The sequence below is a fragment of the Mycobacterium ahvazicum genome (assembly GCF_900176255.2).
In the GTDB taxonomy this organism is placed as follows: Bacteria; Actinomycetota; Actinomycetes; order Mycobacteriales; family Mycobacteriaceae; genus Mycobacterium; species Mycobacterium ahvazicum.
Genome location: NZ_FXEG02000006.1, coordinates 1 through 23,437 on the forward strand (window position 1 = coordinate 1; position 23,437 = coordinate 23,437).

20 protein-coding genes and 2 pseudogenes are annotated in these 23,437 nt (G+C 66.1%); 5 read left to right on the forward strand and 17 right to left on the reverse strand.

All coding sequences use genetic code 11. The features are described from left to right. The 4 genes and pseudogenes from MAAFP003_RS29990 to MAAFP003_RS27120 form a co-directional block, all read right to left on the reverse strand. Window positions 1-804, reverse strand: a pseudogene (locus MAAFP003_RS29990) (hypothetical protein); the annotation flags it as partial. Window positions 805-995: 191 nt separating this feature from the next. Continuing rightward, on the reverse strand, window positions 996-2,036 hold the full coding sequence (locus tag MAAFP003_RS27110; protein WP_423790962.1) for a PPE domain-containing protein: 1,041 nt from the start codon (window positions 2,034-2,036) through the stop codon (window positions 996-998). Further along, complete coding sequence (locus MAAFP003_RS27115; protein ID WP_096290666.1) at window positions 2,023-2,412, reverse strand: type VII secretion target; 390 nt, start codon at window positions 2,410-2,412, stop codon at window positions 2,023-2,025. Before MAAFP003_RS27115 ends, MAAFP003_RS27110 begins: the two co-directional genes overlap by 14 nt. Before the next feature lie 479 nt (window positions 2,413-2,891). Continuing rightward, window positions 2,892-3,611 (reverse strand): FkbM family methyltransferase, encoded by a 720-nt coding sequence (locus tag MAAFP003_RS27120; protein ID WP_096290667.1) that lies wholly within the window; start codon window positions 3,609-3,611, stop codon window positions 2,892-2,894. 163 nt (window positions 3,612-3,774) lie between these two features. Here MAAFP003_RS27120 and MAAFP003_RS27125 point away from each other — a divergent pair, with 163 nt between their 5' ends. From MAAFP003_RS27125 to MAAFP003_RS27145, 5 genes are read left to right on the forward strand one after another with little or no spacing between them, the layout of a single operon-like run. Continuing rightward, entirely contained in the window at window positions 3,775-4,743 is a 969-nt protein-coding gene (locus MAAFP003_RS27125) for a TauD/TfdA dioxygenase family protein (protein ID WP_096290668.1), read from the forward strand. Between the two features lie 13 nt (window positions 4,744-4,756). Then, complete coding sequence (locus MAAFP003_RS27130; protein WP_207768632.1) at window positions 4,757-5,599, forward strand: DUF6065 family protein; 843 nt, start codon at window positions 4,757-4,759, stop codon at window positions 5,597-5,599. 14 nt (window positions 5,600-5,613) lie between these two features. After that, entirely contained in the window at window positions 5,614-6,597 is a 984-nt protein-coding gene (locus MAAFP003_RS27135) for a sulfotransferase family protein (RefSeq protein WP_096290669.1), read from the forward strand. Between the two features lie 4 nt (window positions 6,598-6,601). After that, on the forward strand, window positions 6,602-7,258 hold the full coding sequence (locus MAAFP003_RS27140) for a hypothetical protein (protein ID WP_096290670.1): 657 nt from the start codon (window positions 6,602-6,604) through the stop codon (window positions 7,256-7,258). Further along, complete coding sequence (locus MAAFP003_RS27145) at window positions 7,255-8,031, forward strand: hypothetical protein (protein ID WP_096290671.1); 777 nt, start codon at window positions 7,255-7,257, stop codon at window positions 8,029-8,031. The genes MAAFP003_RS27140 and MAAFP003_RS27145 overlap by 4 nt, the downstream gene beginning before the upstream one ends. Window positions 8,032-8,035: 4 nt before the next feature. Here the strand turns inward: MAAFP003_RS27145 and MAAFP003_RS27150 are convergent, their stop codons facing one another. From MAAFP003_RS27150 to MAAFP003_RS27210, 13 genes and pseudogenes are all read right to left on the reverse strand, one after another. Then, window positions 8,036-8,626 carry a DUF4254 domain-containing protein gene (locus tag MAAFP003_RS27150; RefSeq protein ID WP_165796516.1) on the reverse strand — a complete coding sequence of 197 codons (591 nt, stop codon included), beginning with the start codon at window positions 8,624-8,626 and terminating at the stop codon, window positions 8,036-8,038. Beyond that, window positions 8,619-9,662 carry a glycosyltransferase family 9 protein gene (locus tag MAAFP003_RS27155; RefSeq protein WP_165796517.1) on the reverse strand — a complete coding sequence of 348 codons (1,044 nt, stop codon included), beginning with the start codon at window positions 9,660-9,662 and terminating at the stop codon, window positions 8,619-8,621. Before MAAFP003_RS27155 ends, MAAFP003_RS27150 begins: the two co-directional genes overlap by 8 nt. A 23-nt stretch (window positions 9,663-9,685) precedes the next feature. Beyond that, window positions 9,686-10,705, reverse strand: a complete 1,020-nt coding sequence (locus MAAFP003_RS27160; RefSeq protein WP_096290674.1) for a glycosyltransferase family 9 protein — start codon at window positions 10,703-10,705, stop codon at window positions 9,686-9,688. Window positions 10,706-10,716: 11 nt separating this feature from the next. Beyond that, window positions 10,717-11,502 (reverse strand): sulfotransferase family protein, encoded by a 786-nt coding sequence (locus MAAFP003_RS27165; protein WP_096290675.1) that lies wholly within the window; start codon window positions 11,500-11,502, stop codon window positions 10,717-10,719. Window positions 11,503-11,555: 53 nt separating this feature from the next. Beyond that, window positions 11,556-11,903: a YbaB/EbfC family nucleoid-associated protein gene (locus MAAFP003_RS27170; RefSeq protein WP_243394239.1), complete on the reverse strand. Its 348-nt coding sequence runs from the start codon at window positions 11,901-11,903 to the stop codon at window positions 11,556-11,558. Between the two features lie 148 nt (window positions 11,904-12,051). Beyond that, window positions 12,052-13,452, reverse strand: a complete 1,401-nt coding sequence (gene eccE / locus MAAFP003_RS27175; protein ID WP_096290676.1) for a type VII secretion protein EccE — start codon at window positions 13,450-13,452, stop codon at window positions 12,052-12,054. An 8-nt stretch (window positions 13,453-13,460) separates the two neighbouring features. After that, window positions 13,461-14,807, reverse strand: a complete 1,347-nt coding sequence (gene mycP, locus MAAFP003_RS27180) for a type VII secretion-associated serine protease mycosin (protein ID WP_096291455.1) — start codon at window positions 14,805-14,807, stop codon at window positions 13,461-13,463. A gap of 156 nt (window positions 14,808-14,963) precedes the next feature. Then, window positions 14,964-16,814 carry a type VII secretion AAA-ATPase EccA gene (gene eccA, locus MAAFP003_RS27185; RefSeq protein ID WP_096290677.1) on the reverse strand — a complete coding sequence of 617 codons (1,851 nt, stop codon included), beginning with the start codon at window positions 16,812-16,814 and terminating at the stop codon, window positions 14,964-14,966. Then, the gene (gene eccE, locus MAAFP003_RS27190) at window positions 16,811-18,364 is read right to left on the reverse strand and encodes a type VII secretion protein EccE (protein ID WP_096290678.1); all 1,554 of its coding nucleotides are present in this window, start codon (window positions 18,362-18,364) and stop codon (window positions 16,811-16,813) included. The genes eccA and eccE (MAAFP003_RS27190) overlap by 4 nt, the downstream gene beginning before the upstream one ends. Then, window positions 18,361-19,996, reverse strand: a pseudogene (mycP, locus tag MAAFP003_RS27195) (type VII secretion-associated serine protease mycosin). Before mycP (MAAFP003_RS27195) ends, eccE (MAAFP003_RS27190) begins: the two are co-directional and overlap by 4 nt. Before the next feature lie 5 nt (window positions 19,997-20,001). Continuing rightward, window positions 20,002-21,483 (reverse strand): type VII secretion integral membrane protein EccD, encoded by a 1,482-nt coding sequence (gene eccD / locus MAAFP003_RS27200; RefSeq protein ID WP_279304565.1) that lies wholly within the window; start codon window positions 21,481-21,483, stop codon window positions 20,002-20,004. A gap of 11 nt (window positions 21,484-21,494) precedes the next feature. Further along, window positions 21,495-22,523, reverse strand: a complete 1,029-nt coding sequence (locus tag MAAFP003_RS27205; RefSeq protein WP_243394240.1) for a MinD/ParA family ATP-binding protein — start codon at window positions 22,521-22,523, stop codon at window positions 21,495-21,497. Window positions 22,524-22,558: 35 nt separating this feature from the next. Beyond that, window positions 22,559-23,392: an ESX secretion-associated protein EspG gene (locus tag MAAFP003_RS27210; protein WP_096290681.1), complete on the reverse strand. Its 834-nt coding sequence runs from the start codon at window positions 23,390-23,392 to the stop codon at window positions 22,559-22,561. Window positions 23,393-23,437: the final 45 nt, after the last annotated feature.

The following is a 23,437-nucleotide window of genomic DNA, read 5'->3' on the forward strand; positions in this document are numbered from 1 at the left end:
CGTCGACGGCACCGCCGCGCAGATCATGGTGAGCAAGTCGTGGAAGCCGCCGGCCAACGCGCTGCAGGATCTGCTCGACCAGAAAACACCACCGCCGGTCAACATCCCGGATGGTCCCACCCCGTCACCGTCGCCTTTCCCGTCTCCGCGGCCCATGCCACCACCCCCCGGGGTGACGGGGGCCGGCGGTGGCATGGGCCGCGGAGACGGGAAAGGCGACGGTGACGGGGTGGGACCATCCGGGATGTTGACCGGCGGTGGTGTTTTCTGGTCGAGCAGATCCTGCAGCGCGTTGGCCGGCGGCTTCCACGACTTGCTCACCATGATCTGCGCGGCGGTGCCGTCGACGATGCTGACGTTGGCTCCGAGTGTGGTGGTGACCACCGTGTTGATCTGCTGGGTGCGCTCGGCTTCGTCCAGGCTGGAATCCTTCTCCAGGCTCTCGATCGTCCGATGCGCCTCGACCACGTTGTCGATGACGTCCGACTTGGCCTGCACGACTGTCTGGGCAACGTATTTGTGCCAGGTGATCACGGTGGCGAGACCGTTTTGCAGCGTCACCAATCCGTCGATCAGCGTGCCGAGTTGACTGTTGGCGGCTGCGGCCGCGCTACCCGACCAGGACTCGGCGTCGAAGAGCGCGGTCCGCTGCGACTGGCAGGCCTCCAACACGTCAGTGACCTGCCGCAGCACCTGGAGGTATTCCTGGGCGCGGTCGTAGTAGGCCTGCTCATCGACGTCGGGCCACCCGCCCGGGACGAGCATCTGCTCGGCATATCCCCCCGTTGGCTTGGTGAGGCCCATCAGCTACTCCTCGGCAAGGCGGGGCGCGCTGCATCGGTGCCGCCAATCGCGTGGGCGATAGCGGCTAGCAGGTTGCCGGACATCATGAGTAATAAGCGTAATCGAGGTCGGGACAGGCTAACTGCGCCAAAATTCCGGCTCGGCGACGACGAAAACGGGTGTGTCACCCGTGGTCGGACCGTCGTGTCGAGTCATTGCTTTTCGGACGGGCCCTTGCGTGGACGGTTACCGATCACGCCCTCGGTCCACGACCGCTCCTCGGTGTAGAGGGCGTCCTCGTCGGCTCCGGGTATGCGCTTGCCTTTGCCGCCGCCCTTGTCGCCCTGCCCGCCCATCGGCATGCCGCCCATTCCGCCGCCCGCGCCGCCGGCGCCCGGGAGCCCCTTGCCCAGGCCTGCGGTGGCCGGACCGGGGGCCGCGGCCGCAGCCGGGCGCGACGACGCTTCTCCCGCGCCCGCGGCATCTTGCAGCGGCATCTTGGGCATACCGCCCATGCCGCCGACGGACGCCGGCTTGATGCCTCCCGCGCCGCCCTTCGGGGCGCCTTGCTTCTGCATCGCCTTGTCCACCAGCGCCTGAGCGTCCGGGGTTGGCGGTGTTTGCGGCGTGCCACCGCCCAGCCCCGACGGCAGCGTCGGCATGGCCGGCATCATCGGCATGTTGGCCGACGGGTCGGTGGGGACGTTGATATCGGGGACATCCGGAACGTCTGGGACGTCGGCGGGATCGGGTATGAAATACGCGCCGAAAGGTGCGGTGGGGTTCGCCGGAGCCAGCGGAATTCCGCCGGTCGACATGTAGGTCTGCAACGCGGTCTCGGACCTTTTCTGCAGGTTCTTATACCAGTCAATAGCCATATACATGTACGGGCTTTTGTTCTGGACGTAGTACCTGTACCAATAGTCGCACTGCGATACTTCGTAGGAGGAAGGATGCTCGCCCTCCAGGCCGTAGGGTTCCCTCCCACCCCATTCGCTGCCGCCCGAGGCCCTGACTTTTTTGTGCGCGTCGGCGACCATCTGAGCTTGCTTGGCCAACGTCGTGAACTGCGTCACCATGCCGAATATCCACTGCTTCTGCTGCGTGAAGTTCGACTCGACGGACGCCCTCGCGTCGCCCTCCCAGTTGACGAACGGGCGGAAACGGTAGGCGAGCTGCTGGAATTTCAGCTGGTAGCTGTTCCAATCCGCGGCGAACGCGCGAAACGCCGTCCCCTGGTCAGGAGATTCGATATCCGTCGCGGCCGATGTAGTCCGGGTCGCACATCAGCGACACCTTGTCGTTCGCCGACACCTTCGCCGACGAGCCGCCGGACGTCCCGTCCATGTTGATCGCGTTGATGTCGTCGGCCGCGCCCTCGTCGGCCTCCTCGTATGCCTTGGCCGCATTTCGTAGGGACTTCGCCAGCGAACTCCATTCCCGCTGGCACGCTTGAACGTATAACCGCAACGAGTCCGCGTTGATCGCGATTTGCACGGCCGAATCGCGGACAAATGACAGAGCGCACGGCGCCTGCGGGTTGCCCGCGGGCATCTTCGGCAGCGGCGCCTCGATTTCGTCGGCCCGCGCCATGAGTTCCTGGTATTCGACGTTTACCGTCTGCGTCATATCGGCTCATTCTCCTCGTGCCCAAGCCATTGTGCTCGGTAGCTCACTTCCTCGGCAGCACCGGCCCGATCGGCGAGGTGCGCGGCCAAGGAATGCCAATTCTGTTGTGCCGCTATCTTTTTCGTTCGGCGCACGTGGCGCGGCGACGCTGTCGTCTGAAACGGGCGACCCGCATCGCCGTCTCGCCTTGCAGCAAGATGCGGTGCGATCACCGGCCACCTCTTTCGTCTTGCGAGGACATGCGGCGGTGCGGCGGTGCTCCGACCACGACCGAATGCAATCGTAATGCACCAAACAGGGCCCACGTGCACCGATTTCGCACCCGATCATTGCGGCTCTTGCGGATTCGCGGGCCTGTTTTCCGAGACGGCAGCCAGGCGGCCGACTCGATGACGTCGGATTCAGGTCGCCGACATCACCCGTTAAGCTCAGGTCCCCTGTCATTTACCCGCAGTCCATTTCTGCGGGCCGCTCGGCGGTCAATCATCGCCGCGGAAAAACACACCATCGGCTTGCAGCACCTGGCTCGTGCGGATGTCGATGAAACCGGGCACCAATCCCTTCAACATGAAACCCAGCGAGTCCATCAGGTCGAAAGCCTCTTGAATCAGCATTCCCCCGTCATAAAGGGGCTCGAACGACAGCTCTAATTCGACGCCGACACAATGGCTGTTGACGGTTGCGGTGCCGCCGTCGATCACTTGCTTCTCAAACCCCTGGACATCGATTTTGAGAAACGCCACCTCGTCTGGCGCCAAGACTTCCGATGCGACCGAGTCGAGCTTGGACACGGTCACGTCCTCAACGCCGATGTAATTTGCCCTGGGAAACAGGTCACGATGTCGTTGCAGCATCGGCAGGATGGAACTGCTTTCGCCCGCGTTGCCCGCGACATTCATCGAAATCGCTCCGTCGACATCACCCAGCGCACAGCGCCGGCAATCCCACCGCAGGCTCTTCGAGGCGTTGCGGTGCAAGCGGGTAAACGGCCCGGAAAGGGGCTCGAACGAAACGATGCGGCCGGCGAAACCCGCCTCACGCAGGCGCCCGGCATACTGGCCCGAATTGGCACCGACGTCGAGAACGACGTCGACGCCTCGGAATTGGAGTTCGTCCACGAATCTGCGCCGCCACTCCGATTCGGAATGGTAATTCAGCACCTCCTTCTCGGCCCGATTCGCGATCCAGTACAAACCCATTGCGTAACACTAACATTGGTCTATTCGGGGGCCTGTGTGCTTACGACAGGCGGCGGCCGCGGTCGGTGTCGTTATCCCCGAATCGCGATATGCCCCCGGAGCGGCCATTGATGGGTATATTTCGCATCGCCACGCCCATCCGCAATCAGGAGGGACCACCGCGATGGTAAGGCCGGCGGAAATCGCCCTCACCGTCACCAAATTGGGCACCCACATTGGTGCGCGCATCGATGGGGTGCGGCTCGGCGGTGATCTCGATCCGGGCGTGGTGGATCAACTGCACACGGCGCTGCTGCGTCACAGGGTGATCTTCTTCCGGGATCAGCACCACCTCGACGACGAGCTGCATTTCGCCTTCGCCAAGCGGTTAGGCGCGCCCATCCGGGTGTTCGGCGCCAATGCGATTCCCGATGGCCCACCCGGGGTGTCTGTGGTCGACTCTCAACGGGGTAAGGCAACGCGCTGGCACACCGACCACACGTTTACCCTCAATATCCCGAGGGCCTCGATCCTGCGTGCGGTGACCCTGCCCAGCTACGGCGGATCGACGTTGTGGGCATCGACCGCGGCGGCCTACGCGTCGTTGCCCGCGCCGCTGAAACAGCTCACCGAAAATCTCTGGGCACTGCACAGCAGTAACCGCTACGACCAGCTCGGCTACGTCGAGGGGGTGGGCGCCGTGTTGACGCCGGGTGGGACCCCCACCCCGTACCACGCGCTGGAAGACACCAACATGCTGAGCAATCAGCTGCAGGCCGCGCGCGACGAGGAATCCACCTTCCGGGTCGAACATCCGGTAGTGCGGGTGCACCCCGGGACCGGCGAGCGCACGCTGCTGCTCGGGCAGTGGGCGCGCGGATTCATCGGCCTCGAGAATTACGAGTCACAGACGCTGTTCGAGTTGCTGCAACGTCGTATCACGATGCCGGAGAACACTATCCGGTGGGATTGGCAGCCGGGTGATGTAGCGATATGGGACAACTACGCCACTCAGCACCGCGCGGTCGACGACTACGACAAGGAGTACCGCCTGATGCACCGGGTCGCGTTGATCGGCGAGGTACCGGTCGATATTCACGGGCGCCCCAGCCGGCAGCTCAGCGGTGGGACACCCGAATCGATAACGGACTAGGAAGCGGAATCTCATGTCAGCGCAGGAGTCCGGCGGTAGCGAGCTTGCCGCGAGCGATCGCGAACTCATTGCCTACGAGCTGCATAGCGGCCACGGAATCGAGTTGATCCCGGCTGCGCGCGATCGCGGCTGGATGGACTCGACGCACGACCGATTCGCCAATCGTTGCCTGCCCCTGCTCATGGCCAACCAGGCCGGTTGGCTTGTGCTGAATACCGCGCGCGTGCGGGCGCGGTGGAATGGCGGGCCGGGGCAGGACTCCATCGAGTTCGACCACGGCGACAGTGCGCCGACGTTTCGGCCGGCCAGTCACTTCGGGCACGGGATCATCACTTGGAGCCTGCCGTTCCTGTTCCGCACCCCACCCGGTTTCAACCTGCTGGTTCGGGGCCCGGCCAACTGTCCCAAGCACGGTATCGCGGCTCTGGAAGGACTTGTCGAAACCGACTGGTCGCCTGCGACTTTCACCCTCAACTGGAAGTTCACCCGGCCCCGGGTCTGGGCGACCTTCGAAGCGGACGAGCCGGTCGGCATGCTGGTACCGCAACGGCGCGGCGAACTCGACGCATTCGTGCCGAAGACGGTGTCGATCGCGGCGGCGCCGGACGAATTGCGCACGGCCTATCACACCTGGTGGCAGAATCGCCGCGCGTTCAATACGGATCTGCAGTATCGCGGGTCGTTCGCTCGCCAGGCGGGTTGGCAGAAAGACTACTTCCGCGGCAAGCTCCCCGACGGCTCGGCGGCAGCCGAACACGAAACCCGGATGCGCTTACGGCCTTTCACGCGCATCGAGGCGGAGATCACCGGATGGCCGGTTCCGACTCTGGTCACGCGCCCCGACCCTGTCCGCTGAAGTTTGGACAACTCATGGGCCGTACCGAACTCGCCGACTGGACGCCGGTCCGACTGGATTTCTCCGGTCCAGCCCCGGCGGTATGGTGGGCCGATCTGTCGGCCGAGCGGTTCACCGATCCCTTCTTCGACCAAACCGTCGCTCGCTGGGAATCCGGCCCGACCGCGCGGCCGTTGGTACGCACCGGGCTCGACGAGCTCGAGAGTCTCGACGGCGCAGCGTCGCTCGATCCGGCGGGCATGATCTTTCATCTCTCGCGGTGCGGATCGACCCTGGTGTCACGGCTGCTCGGCACGCAACTCGGCCTCGTCGTGGTGGCCGAGCCTTCACCGCTGAACTCGCTGCTCGGCCTCGATCCCGCCCACATCGACCCGGCCGACCTGGTCAAGACGGTGCGGCTGCTGGTGCGGGCGCTGGGCCGCCGCCATGGCGACGAATGCCGATTCGTGCTCAAATGCACGAGCTGGAACATTCTCCGCCGGGAGGTTCTGGCCGCGGCGTTCCCCGAAACTCCGTGGATCTGGGTCCAGCGAGACCCGGCTCGCGTCCTGGCCTCGCTTCTCGCCGAACCGCCGGGTTGGCTGCAGCCACCGGCCGATCTCGTTAAAGCCGCGCAGCTCTTCAAGATTGATCCGACTTTGGTGCCGACGATGGAGCATGCCGAGTTCGCCTCCCGCGCCCTGGCCGCGATGCTCGAGGCGGCGGCGACCCAACCAGCCGGGCGGCTTGTCCTCGACTATGCCGATCTGCCCGACGCCGTATGGACCCGCGCGGCACCGCATTTCGGGCTCCAGACCGGTGCGGGCGCGATCGAGCGCATGGCCGAGCAGTCCCGGTTCTACTCGAAGGACCCCACACCTCGGCCCTTCACCGGCGCCGAAGACCGCCCGGTGTCCGGTCCAACGCGCGAGATCGCCGAGCGATTCGCCGGACCGGGTTATCGCGGGCTGAACAGCCTGGACTTGACCCGAGCCGCACTCCCACGAGACGGGGGCTGACGAAATGGCGTTGTTGAGTGCCGACGTCGCTCTGGTGAGCCTCGGCATGTCGTGCCAGGGAGCAATCCAATTGCAGGTGCACCGTGCACTTGTGGCCGATATCGTCGGATCCGCTGCGGTCATCAAGCGCACGCCATTCGACTGGCTGATCTGCCCGCCGGCGACCGCGGCGACCATGATCGCCGGCGATCGGTACTACCCGGAACACGTCGCCGACTTGGAATGCTGCCCCGAAGCGCCGCCACGCTGGCCTGACGTGGGTGACTGTTATTTCTGGCATGAGCCGAAAAACCTTGCCTCCTGCCCCGGTTCATTCTCGGCCAAGTTTGCCCACACGTCGCAGACGCTCAGGGGCGTCCGCGAATTCACGCGCCGGATATTCTTCGTCGCCAACACCCAGGACAACCTTGCCGACGAAGTTCAGGCCGTCGCCGCCATCCCGTACGTTTTCACCGACGACGCGATCGACCGGCTCGCCGCGGCTGTTTCACAACGCTTTGACGCGGCGCTCTATGTGGTGTCGACGCCGACGCGCCACGAACTTACGACGTCGGCCAACCTGGATCGGTTGCTGCTGATGGACATCACCCCGGGGATTCGTGGCTCGGATTCGGATTGGGCCGCGGTCTTTCGCGCCATGCTGCGGCGGTCGGCTACATGAAGCTCGACATTCACCTGCAGACCCATTCCGACATCAGCGTGCACGGTGCACACCGCTACGTCGATGCGCCCAAAAGTGAGATCCTGCTCCGCTGTACGCAGTCGCTCGTCACGTCGATCAATCACGCCGAGGGCGACATTGTCTTGCGGGTCTTCGACGACCACTCGTCGCGCGAAGTCCTGTCGACGCTGCACCGGATACTCGAAACATGCAGCCATCCGGTCGAATTCATCGCACTCGATGATCGCGGGTACAACGCATCCTGTCTCTCCTCATTCTCCCGGGCGCGCGACGACGGCCGCGAACTGGTGTATCTCGTCGAAGACGACTACCTGCACACGCCCTCGGCGATCCAGGAGATGCTCGACGTCCACGTGTTGCTGCGGGAGAAGCTCGGCGGCGGTGAGGTCGCCCTGCATCCGTATGACGATCCGAAGAATTACTGGAGCCCGATATTCAGCCGGGAGGACTGTCGCGTCGTATACGGCACCAATAGGCACTGGCGCACCAACACGCATACCACCAATACCTGCTGGGTAGAGATCGAGACGCTGCGGCGAAACTGGGAGCTGTTCGAGCTCCTCGCCCGCTATTCGAGCACGCCCTATGGCCAGCGGCACCACATCTTCGAGGCATCGACGATCAATAAGATCTGGCGAGAGCAAGTCACTCTGTATACCCCGATACCCTCACTGGCACTGCATCTTCAGTACGAGGAACACATGGACCCTTACCTCGACTGGAGGCAATGGTGGGCAGGGGCGGCCTATTGACGCTTCAGGCGTCGTGGCGCTCGAACAGGTCGCAATAACTGCGTTGGGCTGCGGACTTGAACTGCCGGTACACCTTGAAGCGCACCTCTCCCGCCCGCATGCGTGCGAGAAGTTGCTCGAGCCCACCGAACAGGTCGCCGTACTGCTCGTCGAGCACGGCCAGGCGTGCGCCCGACTGGTCGTCACGGTTCGTGTGCACGATCCGCAGGGCAAGGACGGACAGCCGGTCGACGATGGTGCCGGGAGTTTCGGTGTGCAGCGGCGCGTTTGGGTTCAGGTCGACGCGATCAAGCACATTCGCGTCGATGTCTTCGATCGCCGCATTGCGCCGGGCATTGACGTCGTCGATGCACCGTTTCCGGCGCGCTACCTCCTGGTCGTCGGTGCCGGGCCGGCGAACGGCGTCTTCGTGGTGCCACAGCGCGAAGTTCAGCGCATGCAGGTGCAGCGCCTTCGCCGCGATGCCGTCCCGAATGGGAGCCTCGGTGGAGTCCTCGGTGTGCCACAGCATCGCGATGTCGTGGAACCGGCGCACGGCGGAGAGCAAATCCGCGCCCGTCGAATCGCGCAGGCCGCCGTCACCAGTCTCAGACATGCTCTGCCACAATATCTTCCAATGCCTCGAGCACTTCATCCACGGTGATTTCTGTCATGGTGCTCCGGTCGATGTGACGGTGCGGCCCGAATCGGAACCCCCATAGCTCCGGCCGGGTCGGCCCGAAAAGACCGACGCCGGGCACCCGCGCCAGATCGGCGGCGTGCAGCATCGCGGAGTCGACGCCGAGGAAAAGGTCCGCGTTCGCGACCATGCCCATGGCGAGGTCCAGCGGTAGCCCGAGATAGGGAAAGACGCGCTCGCTCTCGCGCCCGACGTTGAGTTCCTCGTCGCCCATCCCGACCACCCACGCCACGAAATCACGGTGCCGCGCCAGGAAACGGTCCAGCACATCGATGAACCTGGTTGCGGGCCAGCGCTTGTCTGTCCAGCCGGCGTCGGCGTGCACCACCATTACCTTGGTACCGGCGGGTAGGGCGGCGCGAATGGACCGGGCTTCGTCCTGCACGGATTGCGCGAGAGGCACGGGCTGGGCGTAGCTTTCGACGCGCAGCGACGGATCGAACAACCGGGCCAGCTTGAACGTCAGGTCGGCCGAGTGCGGCAGATCTCGCGGAACGATGATGTCGTAGTCGTCGTCGGTAGGGAAGCCGATACTCATGGTAGGAGCCAGGCGCCGCCACAGGGAACGGGCGAAGATATTCGACGGGATGTCCCACGGGATGGCGTTGATAAAGACGTCGACGGCGCCGATGTCGGACACCAATTTGTCGTAGTCGAGGGTCCGGCTTGCCTGCCGCCCTATCGGGGGTCCCCCCGGAGCCGTGCCGGTGATGTCGATCAAACGCGGGCTGACCGCATGGAAGCAGAGGTCGAACGCGTCCTTGGGGCAGATCAATGTGAGTGGCGCGGTGAACATTTCGGCCAGCGCGCGCAACGTGGGCAGCGTCAGGATGGAGTCCCCGAGCAGGGTGGAGAAGTACACCACCGGGGTGCGTGCCCGCAGCAGGTTGGCGAGCACGTCGGGCTCAACGTTTGACGTGCGGCCGCCTCGCAGAACTGTGATCTCGTTCAACCCGACCAACCTCCAGCGAGAGCTTAAACGGCCGGGCCATCGCGTCGCACCACAATGTCGTGGTCGACCAGGTCTTCCAACGCAGCCAGCACCGATTCCACGCTGATATCGGCCATTTTGGTCATATCGACGTGCCGGTGTGGCGCGAACCTGAAACCCCATTGCTTGGCGCGGGTCGCGCCGAAAAGCCCGACGCCGGGCACTCGCGCGAGATCGGCGGCGTGCAGCATGCTGGAATCAATCCCGACGAAAAGATCTGCGGTGGCGACCAACCCCATCGTGAGGTCGAGTGGCAGCCCGAGATGCGGGAATACGCGATCGCGGTGCCGGCCGACATTGAGAGGCTCGTGTCCCATCCCGACCACCCAGGCCACGAAGTCGAGGTGGCGCGCCAGGAACTGATCCAGCAGATCGATGAATCTGGTGACGGGCCAGTGCTTCTGCGTCCAACGGCTGTCCGCGTGCACGACAAGCACCTTGGCGCCGGCGGGGACCGCGGCCCGGATCGACCGGGCTTGCTCCTGCACGACCGCGGGGATGGGCACCGGCTGGGCGTAGCTTTCGATGCGCAGCGACGGATCGAACAGCTGAGCCAGCCTGAATGTCGAGTCCGCGGCGTGACAATCCCCGGTGCGGATCACAATGTCGTGGCCGGCGGTGGTGAAGCCGATGCTCGTCGTGGGCGCCAGACGTTGCAGGAGCGGGTGAATGATGATTTCGGACAGCGAGCTCCACGGCAGCGTGTCGATGAAGACATCGACCGGACCGATCTCCGCCGCTAGTTCGTCGTAATCGGGGGGACGTTCCGGACTTCCCGGCAATGGTGGTGGGCCCATCAGGGGCAGGCCCGTGACGTCGACCAGTCGCGAGCTTACCTCCCGAAAGCACAGGTCGAATGCGACCTTGGGGCAGATCAATGTGATTGGTGCACTGAACATTTCGCCCAGTGCGCGCAGGGTGGGCAATGTCAGCACGGCATCGCCGACATTGGTGACGAAACAAAACGCGGGTCTTTGCGCCTGCAGCAGTTCGCGTAACGCCATCGATGCCCTGTTCAGTTGTAACCGAAGCGCTGCGCCAGGGCATCGACGTGGGACCAGGCCGGGTCGTCGGCGTCGATGCGGGCCCGACTCGTTGGCGCCGGGCGAAGTGGCGCGAGGTTGCCGGCCTTCCACGGCAGCGGAGCGCCACCACGGTAGAACTGGTTGTCGCCGACCGTCTCGGGGGCATGATGAGCCAATGCGACCGCGGTGTCGGAAAAACTCAGACCCCACCGCTGCAGGGCGCGGTCGAGGGTCTGCCTGGGCCGAGCCGCAAAGGCTTCGTAGCGCAGCATCACCAATTCCGCGTCGTCATCCGTCAGCGGGTCCAGGGAACCTTCCACCAGCGTGAGGGCTTCGGCAACCGTGTCCTTGATCCAGAAGTCCAAATCGGTGCGCTGGTCTGAATCCCGGTGCAGCAGGTACGAATTCACCACCTCACGCGGATCTCGGAGCACGAACAGGAAGACAGCTTCGGGAAAGCATCGCCGCAGGATCTCCAGCCGCATCGCATACCTCGGGTTCTTCTCGCCCCAAACCGAGCAGGGCTCGGCAATTTCGCTCATGATCGCCCGCAGGGCCTGGGCCGGGTCGGTCTTTTCCTGCAAGCGGCGGCGATAATCCTGGTAGCGGCCGCGCTCGAGCAGGAAGGCCGCCAACGTACCCACGACCGGCCCCCCGGACCGGTGGACGTCGATCAGATCGATCTCGTCGAAGATCTTGACGTCTTCGTGGTCGTTGAGGAATTGGGTGACGATGGTCAACCCGGACCTCGGCGGCCCGACGACAAACAGCTGCACGGCCTGACCGTATCCCCTGAACGGTCGCCCGCTGCAGCAGAATGTCGGTTCGCCTAGTCCTCCCCGGCGATCTTCTGCAGCGAATCGACGATCTTGGACAGCTTTTCGAACGTCGCCGCCTGGCCGGCCTCGATGCTTGCCGCGGCTTCGGCGCTGGCCTTCGCGAGTGCCTCATTGATGCGCTCCTGCACCGTTTCGGCACCCAGCCGCAGCAGGCCATCCTCGATGTGAACCTGGGTCACACACATGTCACCGTTGATGACCACCTCGACGGTCTCCGATTCGTCCTTGGCCGTGAAGGACCCGGTGCCCCTCTGCTTCAAGGCGCCCTCGAGGACGTCGCTGAACTTCTTGAACTCGTCCATCACCGCAGTGGCCTGCGGGTGCTCGTGTGGTTGCACGTCAGATCTTCCTTTGCGTCGGGGATAGCCAGCCTGCCTGGGCGAATGCTTCGGCCACGCAGACTCTTAGTGTAAGGCGGCGCGCGGTACCCCGAAGACAGTTAAATACCTGTTCATCTGGGCCAACCGGGTGCCCCGAGCTAAGGCGTCAGGAGCCTTCCCGCCTACCGGGCAGCGCGGTCAGATAGCGACTCTCGTCGGGCTGGGAAACCGGCTGGATCGGCAGTTGGCGGTGCCGCGGGGTGCTGATCACGTTGTTGCGCAGGATCACCCGGTCCACCCCGGAATGCCGGCCCAGATACGTTGTCGCGTGCGGCCACGACACCTTGGACTCCGGCCCCACTTCGGCGCCGATCAGGTCGGCGAATTCCTGGAAATGCGCTGCGAGCGTGACGGTTCCGCCGGCGGCCGCCGCACGGACGGCGAATTGCATGAATGCCCGGGCATCACCCAGGTTGATGCTCGCGTCGACATCGTCGAACGGCATGTACACCGGATACTCGCTCGCCGTCTCGCCGACCAGTACTCCCGCGGACCCGATCGGCAATTGCCAGTGGCGGCCGGAGACGACGGTCTGGCCTTGCAGCGCGGCACGCTGCCCACCCGATACGCGCGAAAAGCCGCGCGGCCTTTTCGCCTTCTTCGGTGTGGTGAGCAGCACGGTGGAACGGGGCGCCATCCCGGCAGCGATGCGGACCCGGGTGATGGTGTGATCGGCCGGCACCGACCACCACACATCCGGGCCCCCGGGTGCGATGTAGGCGGCGGTGACGTTGTCCTGCCCCTTGATCGTCGACCACTTCTCCCGCACGAAGCTGATCTCGGTCGCATGGTCGAAATCGTCGAAACTGCGCGCACATTCGGCATCGACACCGTGGCTGGCCAACCGGTCGGCGATCCGCGTGGTCGACGCCACCAGGTAGCGGGCGATACCCGCGACGCCCTCGTCGCGCCGCCGCGCCGACGCCTGGGCCCGTCGCGGATCGGCGCGCATCACGATCCAGGTCCGCCGGTACGCCGGCGCCGGGTCACGACCGATCACTTCCCGGTACAAATTCAGCACATCCGGGGACGCGGTCTTGCCGACCCGGTATCCGGCCGACACCACCTCGGCCTCCAAGTCGGGACAGTGCACCGCGAGCAGCTGCTCCAGCAACCGCGTGTCGACCACGTCGTCGGTGTTCGCCTTCCCGTCGACGACCACCGTCGGCGTGAACGGCCGCGGAATGAGCTCGATGACCGCCACCAGCTGCTCGGCTTGCCAGCGCACGGCTACGTGGTCGCCGGGCAGGACGGTGGCACCGACCTCGGCCTCGGACGGAAGTTCGGGTGACCGGCGATGGCGCAGCAGCCACGCGAACATCGCCACCACCCAGCCGGTGAGCCGCCGGCCGCGGAAGGTGACCGTCGCGATCACGGCCCCGACCCCTACCAGGGTCGGGCCGGCCCACTCGTAGCGCGTCCCCATGAACAGCAGGATGCACAGCGGAGCCAACACGGCCGCCCACACCGCGTGACCGCTGCTGAACCGGAGTCGTAGGGATCGCATGGGCGTCGTCAGTGCCGTTTCAGGGCTCGCCCGACGAGCGCGGCGAGTCCCAGCGCGACGATCAAACCCATGACCCCCATCGTGACAGCATCGATCGGCCCGTGATCGGGGCCCGGAACCGGCACCGGAGCCTGAATCGCTTTGACCGGATCCAACGGCGTCGGCGGGCCGGCCGGGACATCCCAGGTCAGCGCGGCGACCGCGTCGATGATGCCCGCCCCGACGGCATCGTCGACACCACCCCCGGGGTGGCGTGCGGTCGCGGTGATCCGGTGCATGACCTGCGCCGGCGTCAGGTCCGGGAACTTCTGCCGCACCAGTGCCGCCAGACCCGACACGTACGCCGCCGCGAACGAGGTTCCCGCGATCGGCACCGGACCCTCCTTGCCCGATAACGCATCCACCGGGTCGCCGCCGGGTCCGAGCGCGATGACGTTGTCGGCGGCCGCGGCCACACTCACCCACGGTCCGTGCATCGAGAACTCGCTCGGTGCCCCGTTTTGCCCGACACCCCCGACGGTCAGCACCAGCGGTGCGTACCAGGCCGGCGTGACGATCGTCTGAACCCCTTGCCAGCCGCGGGGATCGGAGGGAATGGCCGCGTCGGGCGGCGGATTCTGCTGGCAATCCCCGCCGACGTTGCCCGCCGCGACGACGACCACGGCGCCCTTGACGTTGACCGCGTAATTGAGCGCGCCACCCAAGGTGGTCTCGTCGACCTGCTTCTTGGCCTTGAAGCAGGCCGCCTCGCTGATGTTGATCACGCCGGCGCCCAGATTGGCGGCGTGTACCACCGCGCGGGCCAGGCTGCGGACGGAGCCGGCGGCCGGCGTCGCGTTCGGGTCGCCCTGGTCGGGTTGGGAATCTTTCGGCTCGAACGCCTCCGACGTCTGGCGCACCGAGACCAACCGGGCGTCGGGTGCGACACCGACGAATCCGTCGGTCAGCGAGGGCCGCCCGGCGATGATCGACGCGGTCAGCGTCCCGTGCGAGTCACAGTCGGAGAGCCCGTTGCCGTCCTTGACGACGAAGTCGCCGCCCGGATCGGCCGGAACGCGGGGCGAGGCGTCCACCCCGGTATCGATTACGGCCACCGTGACGCCCGCGCCGGTCGCGAACTTCTGGGCCTGGGTGATCCCCAGGTAGGTGTTGGGCCACGGTGCATCGTGGAAATTGGTGCCCGGCAGCGATAACGGCGCCTTACAGACACGCTTTTGTTCGAGGGGCTGATCGGGACCCGTCACATCGGGTGGAACCGCCGTCGAGTCGATCAACGGTGGCGATACCGCCACGGCGGGAGGTGCACTGACCACGGCTAGCATCAACGCCACCGTGATCAGCAAGATACGGTGCACCGCCGGACGCTCCATTCGTCAGCCCTGTTTCGCCACCGCACTATCCCGGTCGCGGGCCTGCGTGCATCTTAAGCTTTCCCGCTGCGCCGACAACGGGTTTCCCGCAACGCTGGCCACCCGCGCGCCCGCGCGCATCGGCTCAGGAATCGGGCCTGATCAAAGCACTATCGGCACATGCTTTTCCGCACACGCGTCCTTCACCGCCGCAACGACGTCCTGGGTACGGAGCGTTTGCAGATCCTCGACCGTCACCGACCCTTTGTCGACTCGGTGCTGCGCGGCCACCCGCGAGTCGCGCAATCGTTCCGCGCGCTCAACGACATTGCGCGCGAACCGGCCGTTGTGCATGACGTCGATGCCGTGCTGGCCATCGGGGGCACGATAGGCGCGCAATGTCGCGCAGGCGGCGGCCAGCGCCTCGGCGGTGGCGGGGTCGAGAACCGTGGCGCGGGGCTTGCCGTAGCGGACCGCGATTTCCACCAGCTCGTCGGGTGTGTAGGACTCGAACCGCAGTTTGCGGTTGAACCGGCCCGCCAGACCCGGGTTTACGGTGAGGAATTCGTCGACTTCCTTTTCGTATCCGGCGCCGATGAAGCAGAAGTCGAACCGGTGCACCTCGAGTGCCACCAGCAGCTGGTTGACCGCCTCCATGCCGATCATGTCCGGCCGACCGTCCTGGTGGCGTTCCACCAGCGAGTAGAACTCGTCCATGAACAGGATGCGGCCCAGCGACCGGTTGATCAGCTCGTTGGTCTTCGGCCCGGATGCACCGATGTGCTCCCCGCAGAAATCCGCCCGCTTGACTTCGACGATCTCGGGATGGCGCACGATGCCCAGGCCGGCGTAAATCTTGCCGAGCGCCTCGGCGGTGGTGGTCTTACCGGTTCCGGGCGGTCCGACCAGCAGCATGTGGTTGGTCTGATTGGCCACCGGCAGGCCCGCCGCCAGACGCAGCGCACGAACCTCGATCTGGTCTTCCAGTTCGGCGACCGCGCGTTTGACGTCGGCCAATCCCACTTGGTTGTCGAGCAGCGCGCGACCCTCCCGCAGCAGTTCGGTGCGGCGCTCCTGATGCTCCTCTTCCTGTCGCTGCTGCTCCGACAGCTCGGTGGTCACGTCCCACTTGTTGGTGCGAGAACTGATCGCGTCCTCGTCGGTGACGACCAACTGCAGCGCGGGGTCGGCCAGCGCTTCCTTGGCCGGCTCGATCAAGGCGCCGTTGATCGTCGCCTTGGACAGCCAGATCTGCGCCTTGGGCTCCTCGCCGAGCTGGCGATGTGCCATCCCGCGCACGTAGGCGAGGTCGGCGGCGATCAGCGGGAAGTCGGTGGGATCGACTGCGGTGACCGCGGTTTCGAGGTGCTGACGACGCGTCTCGGTCGGGCCGCCGAACCCGGCGCGCAGCTCGACCCGGTCCGTCCATTCCAGCGCGACGCGTGCCTGCCCGAGATGGGCCGCGGCATGGGCCGCCAGCGTGCAAGTGGCCGCGGTCACCGCGGACATGATGATCGCCTGCGGTGGCAGGATGGCCGCGGCGACCGAGATGACGTCCGGCCACCGTTGGGTGGCGAACATCAGATACGACTCGATGTACTGCTTCCACTGGTGGTTCTCCCAGGTGTCCAGCAGCGTCGAATCCCCCAGCAGCGCTTCGGCTTTCTCGTATTGGCGATCGTCGATGAGCGCACTCGCCAGCGCCAGGCCGGCATGCGAGGCCTCGGTCACCGAAATCGACAGATACGGCCCGGCTTTGATCGGGGCGGACAGACGCGCCCCGATCCGGTTGGTCTCCCGGTGCAGCCGGCCGCCGTAGTTGTAGAGCTGTTCGATGGTCGACAACGCCTCGTCACCCGCGGCGATCCGGCCCAGCCACGCGTCGGCCATCGACGGGTCGACTTCGGTTGCCTCTCGGAACCGGGCCGCGGCCGCGGCGGGATCGCTGTCGAGCAACGCCATCGCCGCGTCGAAGTACTTTCGCGCGGCGGCCGGCGTCGTGCTGCTGGTCATGGGGTGTCCGCCGGTTCGAGATCAGGGGTTCGCAAGGCCATCGGTTCCGACGATACGTATCTGTTCTCGGCGCGGAACAGCTCCACTTCGACCGTGTGCAGGCGACCATCGGCCGCGATCACGTCGACCGTCGCCGGACCCGTCTGGGTGATCAACACGTTGGCGGTGCCCCGGTACGGCTCACCCGGCCCGCCGATCGAGATGAGGGTGTTCGGTCGCGGCGCCGGCGACATGCTGCCGTCGACGACGCTGACCGTGGTGCCCGATACCGGCTTGGGCTGATCGGTCACGGCCACGTCCGGCATCCGAACACTGGCCCACCGCTGCATGTTTCGAGTGTGCACGGTGATCCGCTCGCCGGCACCGGCCAGACGGATGATGAACCGCTTGGCCAGCGCGTCCTCTGCGGCGATGTGCACCCGGCTGAACTCCCCGGCGTCGTCGAGCGGCAGCAGCATCCGATTCCCGCCGGCGACCTTGCCGAGCAGCACACCCGACGGTCCGATCGGGACGATCAGCGGACCGTCCAGCACACCTCGACGGATGCCACGCAACGGCGGCAGCGGACCGCACAGACTGGCGGCGACGGCTTGGGCCTGCTCGCCCCGCAAGGTCTTCAGCCGCATGCTCAACGATGCCGACGGTGGCTGGGCGCTGCGTACGGTGACGGTCGCCGTCGCGGTGGCCACCCCCTCTTCGGAGCTGAAAAGCGTGACATTCTGCACGATCCCGTCGACACGCGCCGACCACGCCTCGGCCAGCGCTTCCGAAGTGATGTCACCGGGGCGGTACCAATAGGTGGTCAACCACCCGCTGTCGCCGCGCACCGATCGCCACCGCCGATTCGAGACGTCCAGCGCGGAGCGGCCCAACCGCCGCTCCATCTCGACGATGTCGGTGGCCGTGGCGACCTTGGCGCGGATGCCATGCTGGCGCAGCGCCGCGCTGATCCGCTGGGCGGCCGCGAGGGTGGCGGTACCCACCGAGGTGCGACCGCGCAGCGCCTCGACATTGTCCAGGGCCGCGATGCGCACGATGAGCCAGGTCTCGCGCTGGCCGGCGTAGGGCGGCGTGCCGATCAGCGTGTCGTACACCCGCGGATAGTCACCCGTGCTGCGGCGGCGGGCGCCCGCCGTGACGACGCTCAGCGAATCCAGGGTGAGGCCCAGGCTCTGGTGCAGCAGCGGCATCAGCTCGGTGATGTCGAAAGAGTTGTCGGTATAAGTCGCGGTCGAGCCGGTGAAAAGCGTTGGCGTGTGCGCCTTTCCGAGCAGCTGGACCGCGGCCGCCGCGACCCCGTCCTGGTAGCGGATGCCGCCGCCGGCACGGTCGTTGGCCACCGTGAGGGGCTCGGTCCACGCGATCGGGCGGCGGCGCCGGAGCCAAAGTATCAGCCAGGACCACATCGGCTGGCCGCGCCACCGGACCACGCCGACTGCGATCCCGATCACCAAACCCGCTACCGCACCGGGGTATCCGCCGAGCGCCCAGCCGATCGTGGCGGCGATGAAGATGGCGACGATGATCGTCAGCTTTGTGGCGGCGCTCATCGCTCACGCCTCGCCCGCGCGATCAGTGCGACGACGGCGATCGTCGCCGCCACGACACCGGCGAAGATCATCGCGACATTGCGGGCGCGGTGATCCGGCAGCGGTGGCGGCGGTGCTGGATGGAGAACCCGACTGGCGGCCGACGGTGAAAGCCGTTCCCCGGCAGGCACATCGAAGGTCAGGGCGGCCACCGGGTCCACCACGCCGTAGCCGACCTGGTTGTCTACCCCGCGGGGTGGATTGTGCGCGGTCTGCAGAATCCTGTTGATGATCTGGTGCGCGGACAGGCCCGGATATTTGGCCCGCACCAACGCTGCCACCCCGCTGACATACGCCGCGGAAAAGCTGGTGCCCCAGAACGGCATGTTCTTCTCGCCGGGCCGGATCGGCGGATAGGCATTGACCGGTCCCCCGGTTTCCGGCGACAGACCCATGATCCCGACGCCGGGTGCTGCCGCGGCGACCCAGGGTCCGGCCAGACTCTTGTTGATCGGCGCGCCGGTGTTGTCGACCGCCCCCACCGACAACACGTAGTCGGAGAACCAGGACGGCGACGATACGGTCTTGACTTGGTGCCAGTCGCGCGGATCGGCGGCGTTGAGCGGGTCGAAGGTCGGATTTTGGGCGCAGCCTTCTTCGTTGTCATTGCCGGCTGCGGCGACGATGACCGCGTCCTTGACCGTGGCCGCATACCAGACGGCGGCGCCGATGGCGGTCTGATCCAGCGGGTCGGCGGCCGAAACACAGGCTGTGACACTGATATTGATCACCTTTGCACCCATGTTCGCCGCGTGCACGATGGCGCTGGCCAGCGTCGCGATGGTGCCGGCCTTCTTGCGCCCTTCAAAGTCGCCGCCGCCGCCGGGGTTCACCGGCTCGAAGGCACGCGAGGACTGGCGGATGGAGATGACGGTCGCGTGCGGCGCGACGCCCGCGACTCCATCGGGCGCGCCTGGGGGCGGTGGTGGCACCTCGGGGTCGTCGGGCTGTATCCGAGATGGCGTGGCGTCTGGTGGGCTGGGGAGTGTGTATAAGAGACAGGTTTTGGGTGATCGGCACCGGGGGGGGCGGTGGCGGGGGTGGGGGGGGGGGCGGTGGTCCGCCGGGTGGCGGCGCTCCCGCATCGGTTGGCGGCGGGCCCGCCGGTGGCGGGAAGGCGGGGGCGCTCGGCATCGGGGCCGGCATCGGAGTGCCTTGCGGCGCAGCGCCGATCACGGACGCCACGACGGTGCCATGCGCATCGCAGTCGCTCAGACCGTCGCCGCCCATGATGTAATCACCACCGGCCACCACCGGCAGCCGGCGACTCGGGTTGATGCCGGTGTCGATGACCGCGACGGGCACCCCGTTGCCGGTCGAGTACTGCCAGGCCTTGCTGATGTTGAGCATCGTGAAACCGGGCGCGGGCAAGGCCACGTTCGGATCGGCGACGGTGATCGTCCGTGCACAGGTGAACGCCTGCCGCATCGGCTGATCGGACGCCGGCTTACCGTCCGCCGGTACCCGGCCGGGATCAACGGTCGGCGGTGGAATCGCTTGGGCCGCAGGTAGTCCCGCGATCAGGGTGACCAGCAGGCTCGTCAGCGCCGTGGCGGCGACCCGCTGGGTCATTGCGCGAGCGGTGAGCGCCATCGGGGTCATCGCATGCGCACCCAGGTGAACAGTCCGCCGATCCATGCGGCCAGCGGCAGGGCCGCGATGATCGCTGCTATCTCCACCCATTCGGCGGTCATCCGCACCAGCGGGGTGAACCGGGTGATCGGCACGAGCAGGGCGGCCAGCAGGCCGGCACCGCCGAAGACGGCCAGCACCAGCGTGCCCCACAACAGCCCATAGCCCGACGAAGTCGGTTCGTGCAGAACGTATTTCGCGACGCCGACGCACAGTGCCGCGGCCGCGCCGCAGACCAGCGCGATCGCCTGTCGTTTGTCGGCGAAAGCCCGCCCCCGGCTGATGAAGATCACCACGAACAGCCCTGCCAGCACGGCGGCCGGCAGGCTGCGGTCGTGCCCCGGCATCAGGGTGGCCCACACCGCGACGGGAAGGGTCAGCCCTGCTCCGACGCAGATTCCGGTCAGCACGTTGTTGGCGTGGACCGCCGCGAGCGCGATCTGGGCGCCGCGCGGCGTGGTGTCGGAATTCGCGTCGTCGTCGGCGCCTTCCTCTACGGGCGACACCGCGTCAGCGGGCAGGCCCGCGCTGCGCCGGAACAGATCGCGCCCGGTGATCGAGCCGAAATAGGGCGGCCGGATCCGCGCGACCCACAGCGCGATCGTCGGGGCCATGGTCAGCAGCAGCAGCAGGACGACAAGCGCACACATGCCCAGCCATTGCGCGGGCAGGGGCCACCACATCCGGGCCGCGGCGGCCGCGCCACCGAGCCCCAGTACGGTCACCACGGTCGCCGCGACGTTCGCGTGACGCCCCGTCGCAGAAGTGATTCCACACGTCAGCATCGCGCCCGCCAGTGCCGCGATAAAGGCGTGCGGAGCCCCGACCGGACCCGGCGCGCCGGATGCGAGGCAGGCCGTGAGCAATGGCAACGCCGTCCAGCCGAGCCCGTCGACCATGTCGGTGCGTCCCGGCCACCATCGCCACACCGTGGTCGCACCACCAGCGATCAGCAGACCGGCCGTCCCGGTCACGATGGTGGGCATCAGCGAGTCGGTTGAGAAGCGTTGGCGCACAGCCAGTCCCAACAGGGTCAGGGAGACCATCGCCAAGATCACCAACGCGGTATGCGCGGCGGTCTTGAGCGTGACCGGCTCGAACAGGGCCCTGCCGACCCGGGCCAACCCGGTCGACAGCGACTCGTACTGCGGCTCAAACGATTCGCCCGCAACCGCGGGGACCAGTGTGAGTGTGGCGCCGTCTTCGACACCGAGTTCGTCGAGCGTCTTCGTGACGTCCAGCCGTACTCCGTTGGCCTTGTGGAGTTCGTATCCGATGCCGGACTCGAGTCCGATGAAACCCCGGCGTTTGAGTTCCTCGTTCAGTAGCTCGACGACGTTGTCGATGAAGGCCTCGATCGGGACCGAGGCCGGATAAACCTGCGAAACCAGATGTTCTCCACATACGACCGCGACCGCACAGCGGGCTGGAAACGAGACCTTACCCACGTATGGGGTCATTAACGCGGCCTGTCGGCATCTGGAATGTATTTGTCGGCCAATGCCGCGGTGATTTCGAATATACGCAGGCGGGTTTTCTTCTTCAGCTCATGCCGGGTGTCAATTATCCCGCCTTTTGCGAGGAATGGATCGTACGGCATGAATTCGACGGTTGCGCCCGATTGAGCGAAACGCTCGGTGAGATAGGTGCGCGCCTCCGCGTCGTATTTGTCGCGACTGTCGTTCAGGATGACCATGCTGCGGGACACCAGCTCGTGATAGCCCATCGAGCGCAGCAGGTCGATCGCGCGGGTCACCGGCAACGAGGTGTCGGCGGTGAGACCGGACACGAAAACCAGGGTGTCGCACGCGTCGAGCACCGCCTTCATCACGGGGTGCTCAAGGTCGTCGGAGGTATCCACCACAATCACGGTGTGGGTGCGACGCAGCCGCGACAGCACACCGGAGAACATCGAGGCCACCAACGGCCGCGGCTGGTCGGACGCGCGGTTGCCAGCCAGCACGTCAAGTCCAAGACTGTTCTGCCCCAGGTGTTCTCGGATATCGGCGTAGCCCTGCACGTCGGTGTCGTTGAGCACCGCCGCGTAGTCGCCCGGCGGAGATTCGTCGATTCGCCCGGCCAGCGTGCCGAAGCCGGGGGCCGCGTCGATCGCGACGACATTTTCGGGCCGGCATTCCCGGAACACCGCGCCGATGCAGGCGGTCATCGTGGTCTTACCGACGCCACCCTTTCCCGAGACGACCCCGACCACGTACTGCTTGCGGATGTGGCGACGGATGCGCTCCTGCAGCTCGCGATAGTGTCTTTCCGACGGCGATTCGCCGAAGTTGATGGCATGGCCCGACACCTGGTACAGGAATTTACGCCAGCCTCCGCCGGGCGGAATTTTGCGCGGCGCGACCATATCGGAAATGCGTAATGTTCCGGATACGGAATCTTGATTTTGGTACTGCGCGGCTGGCGCTTCTCGCCGAGTCGGTCCGCCCTGTTCCGGAGAATTGGATGAGCCCGCCCACGGATTCGTCACGATGCCGATGCTATCATTTTCGGACTGCCTTTCGACTACACGACTTTTCGGTACGAATGCCATTCCTCGCTGGCCGGTAGCCGCCGCACCATCTGGTTGATCGCGGTACCAATGTTGTTCTTGGTCCCCGGCGCGACGATCATCCAGTTCTTGCCCCCGGACGAAACCTGTTCGGCGACAACACGTCCCTCCGTCGTATCGATGATCGTCACCGCGCCCGGGTCGAAGTGGGTCCGGGTCGGCAGGCCGGTTTCCACCCCGGACTGCAGGGCGACGAACGAGGCCTGAGCCGAGCGGCTGGGATCGGTGGCCAGTTTCAGCATGTGCACCTGATCGGCATCGAGCCCTTGACTGTCCAGGAACTCGTGCAGTGATCGCTCGTCGGTGGCGGTGGCGCGCATCGCATCCGCATCCAGCGTGACCGGACGCAACGGCGCGGGTTCATTTGCGCCGCATAGTCTTTCGATCTGTGCATTGAGCGCCGCGCTGGCCGTGCCCTCATTGTTCGCGATGCCCGCCCCGCTGATGCGGACCAGGTCTCCCGATCGTTCGATGGCGACCCACCACTGCGCGAACCTGGCGAGCAACGCCCGTGCCGGTTCGCCGTCGTCGGCCAGCCGGAAGTGCACCAGCAACCCGATGTCGCGGCGCGACAACACGGTCAGCCACTCGACGATCACGCCGTCGACGGAGTCGGTTTCGTCGATCGCGCCGGCGGCGCGCAGCTCGGCGGTCACCGGATGGGCCAGCGCCTGGTGCTTGGGCTCGACGCGGGGCAGATGGGGTCGCAGCCCCATCTCGGGAGCCAGGACCTCGATGCCGGTGAGTACTTGTAAGACCCAGAGGCCGTCTAGAGAGGTGGTCAGCACGGTCTTCCCTTGAAGCCAAGCGCGGGGCGCACCTAGGTGCGCCCC

Coding starts and splice junctions, on each gene's coding strand:
- MAAFP003_RS27140 (WP_096290670.1), top strand. CDS start 6,602: ATGGCGTTGTTGAGTGCCGACGTCGCTCTGGTGAGCCTCGGCATGTCG.
- MAAFP003_RS27145 (WP_096290671.1), top strand. CDS start 7,255: ATGAAGCTCGACATTCACCTGCAGACCCATTCCGACATCAGCGTGCAC.
- MAAFP003_RS27135 (WP_096290669.1), top strand. CDS start 5,614: ATGGGCCGTACCGAACTCGCCGACTGGACGCCGGTCCGACTGGATTTC.
- MAAFP003_RS27115 (WP_096290666.1), bottom strand. CDS start 2,412: ATGACGCAGACGGTAAACGTCGAATACCAGGAACTCATGGCGCGGGCC.
- eccE (WP_096290676.1), bottom strand. CDS start 13,452: ATGCGATCCCTACGACTCCGGTTCAGCAGCGGTCACGCGGTGTGGGCG.
- MAAFP003_RS27120 (WP_096290667.1), bottom strand. CDS start 3,611: ATGGGTTTGTACTGGATCGCGAATCGGGCCGAGAAGGAGGTGCTGAAT.
- eccA (WP_096290677.1), bottom strand. CDS start 16,814: ATGACCAGCAGCACGACGCCGGCCGCCGCGCGAAAGTACTTCGACGCG.
- eccE (WP_096290678.1), bottom strand. CDS start 18,364: ATGAGCGCCGCCACAAAGCTGACGATCATCGTCGCCATCTTCATCGCC.
- MAAFP003_RS27125 (WP_096290668.1), top strand. CDS start 3,775: ATGGTAAGGCCGGCGGAAATCGCCCTCACCGTCACCAAATTGGGCACC.
- MAAFP003_RS27160 (WP_096290674.1), bottom strand. CDS start 10,705: ATGGCGTTACGCGAACTGCTGCAGGCGCAAAGACCCGCGTTTTGTTTC.
- MAAFP003_RS27130 (WP_207768632.1), top strand. CDS start 4,757: ATGTCAGCGCAGGAGTCCGGCGGTAGCGAGCTTGCCGCGAGCGATCGC.
- MAAFP003_RS27150 (WP_165796516.1), bottom strand. CDS start 8,626: ATGTCTGAGACTGGTGACGGCGGCCTGCGCGATTCGACGGGCGCGGAT.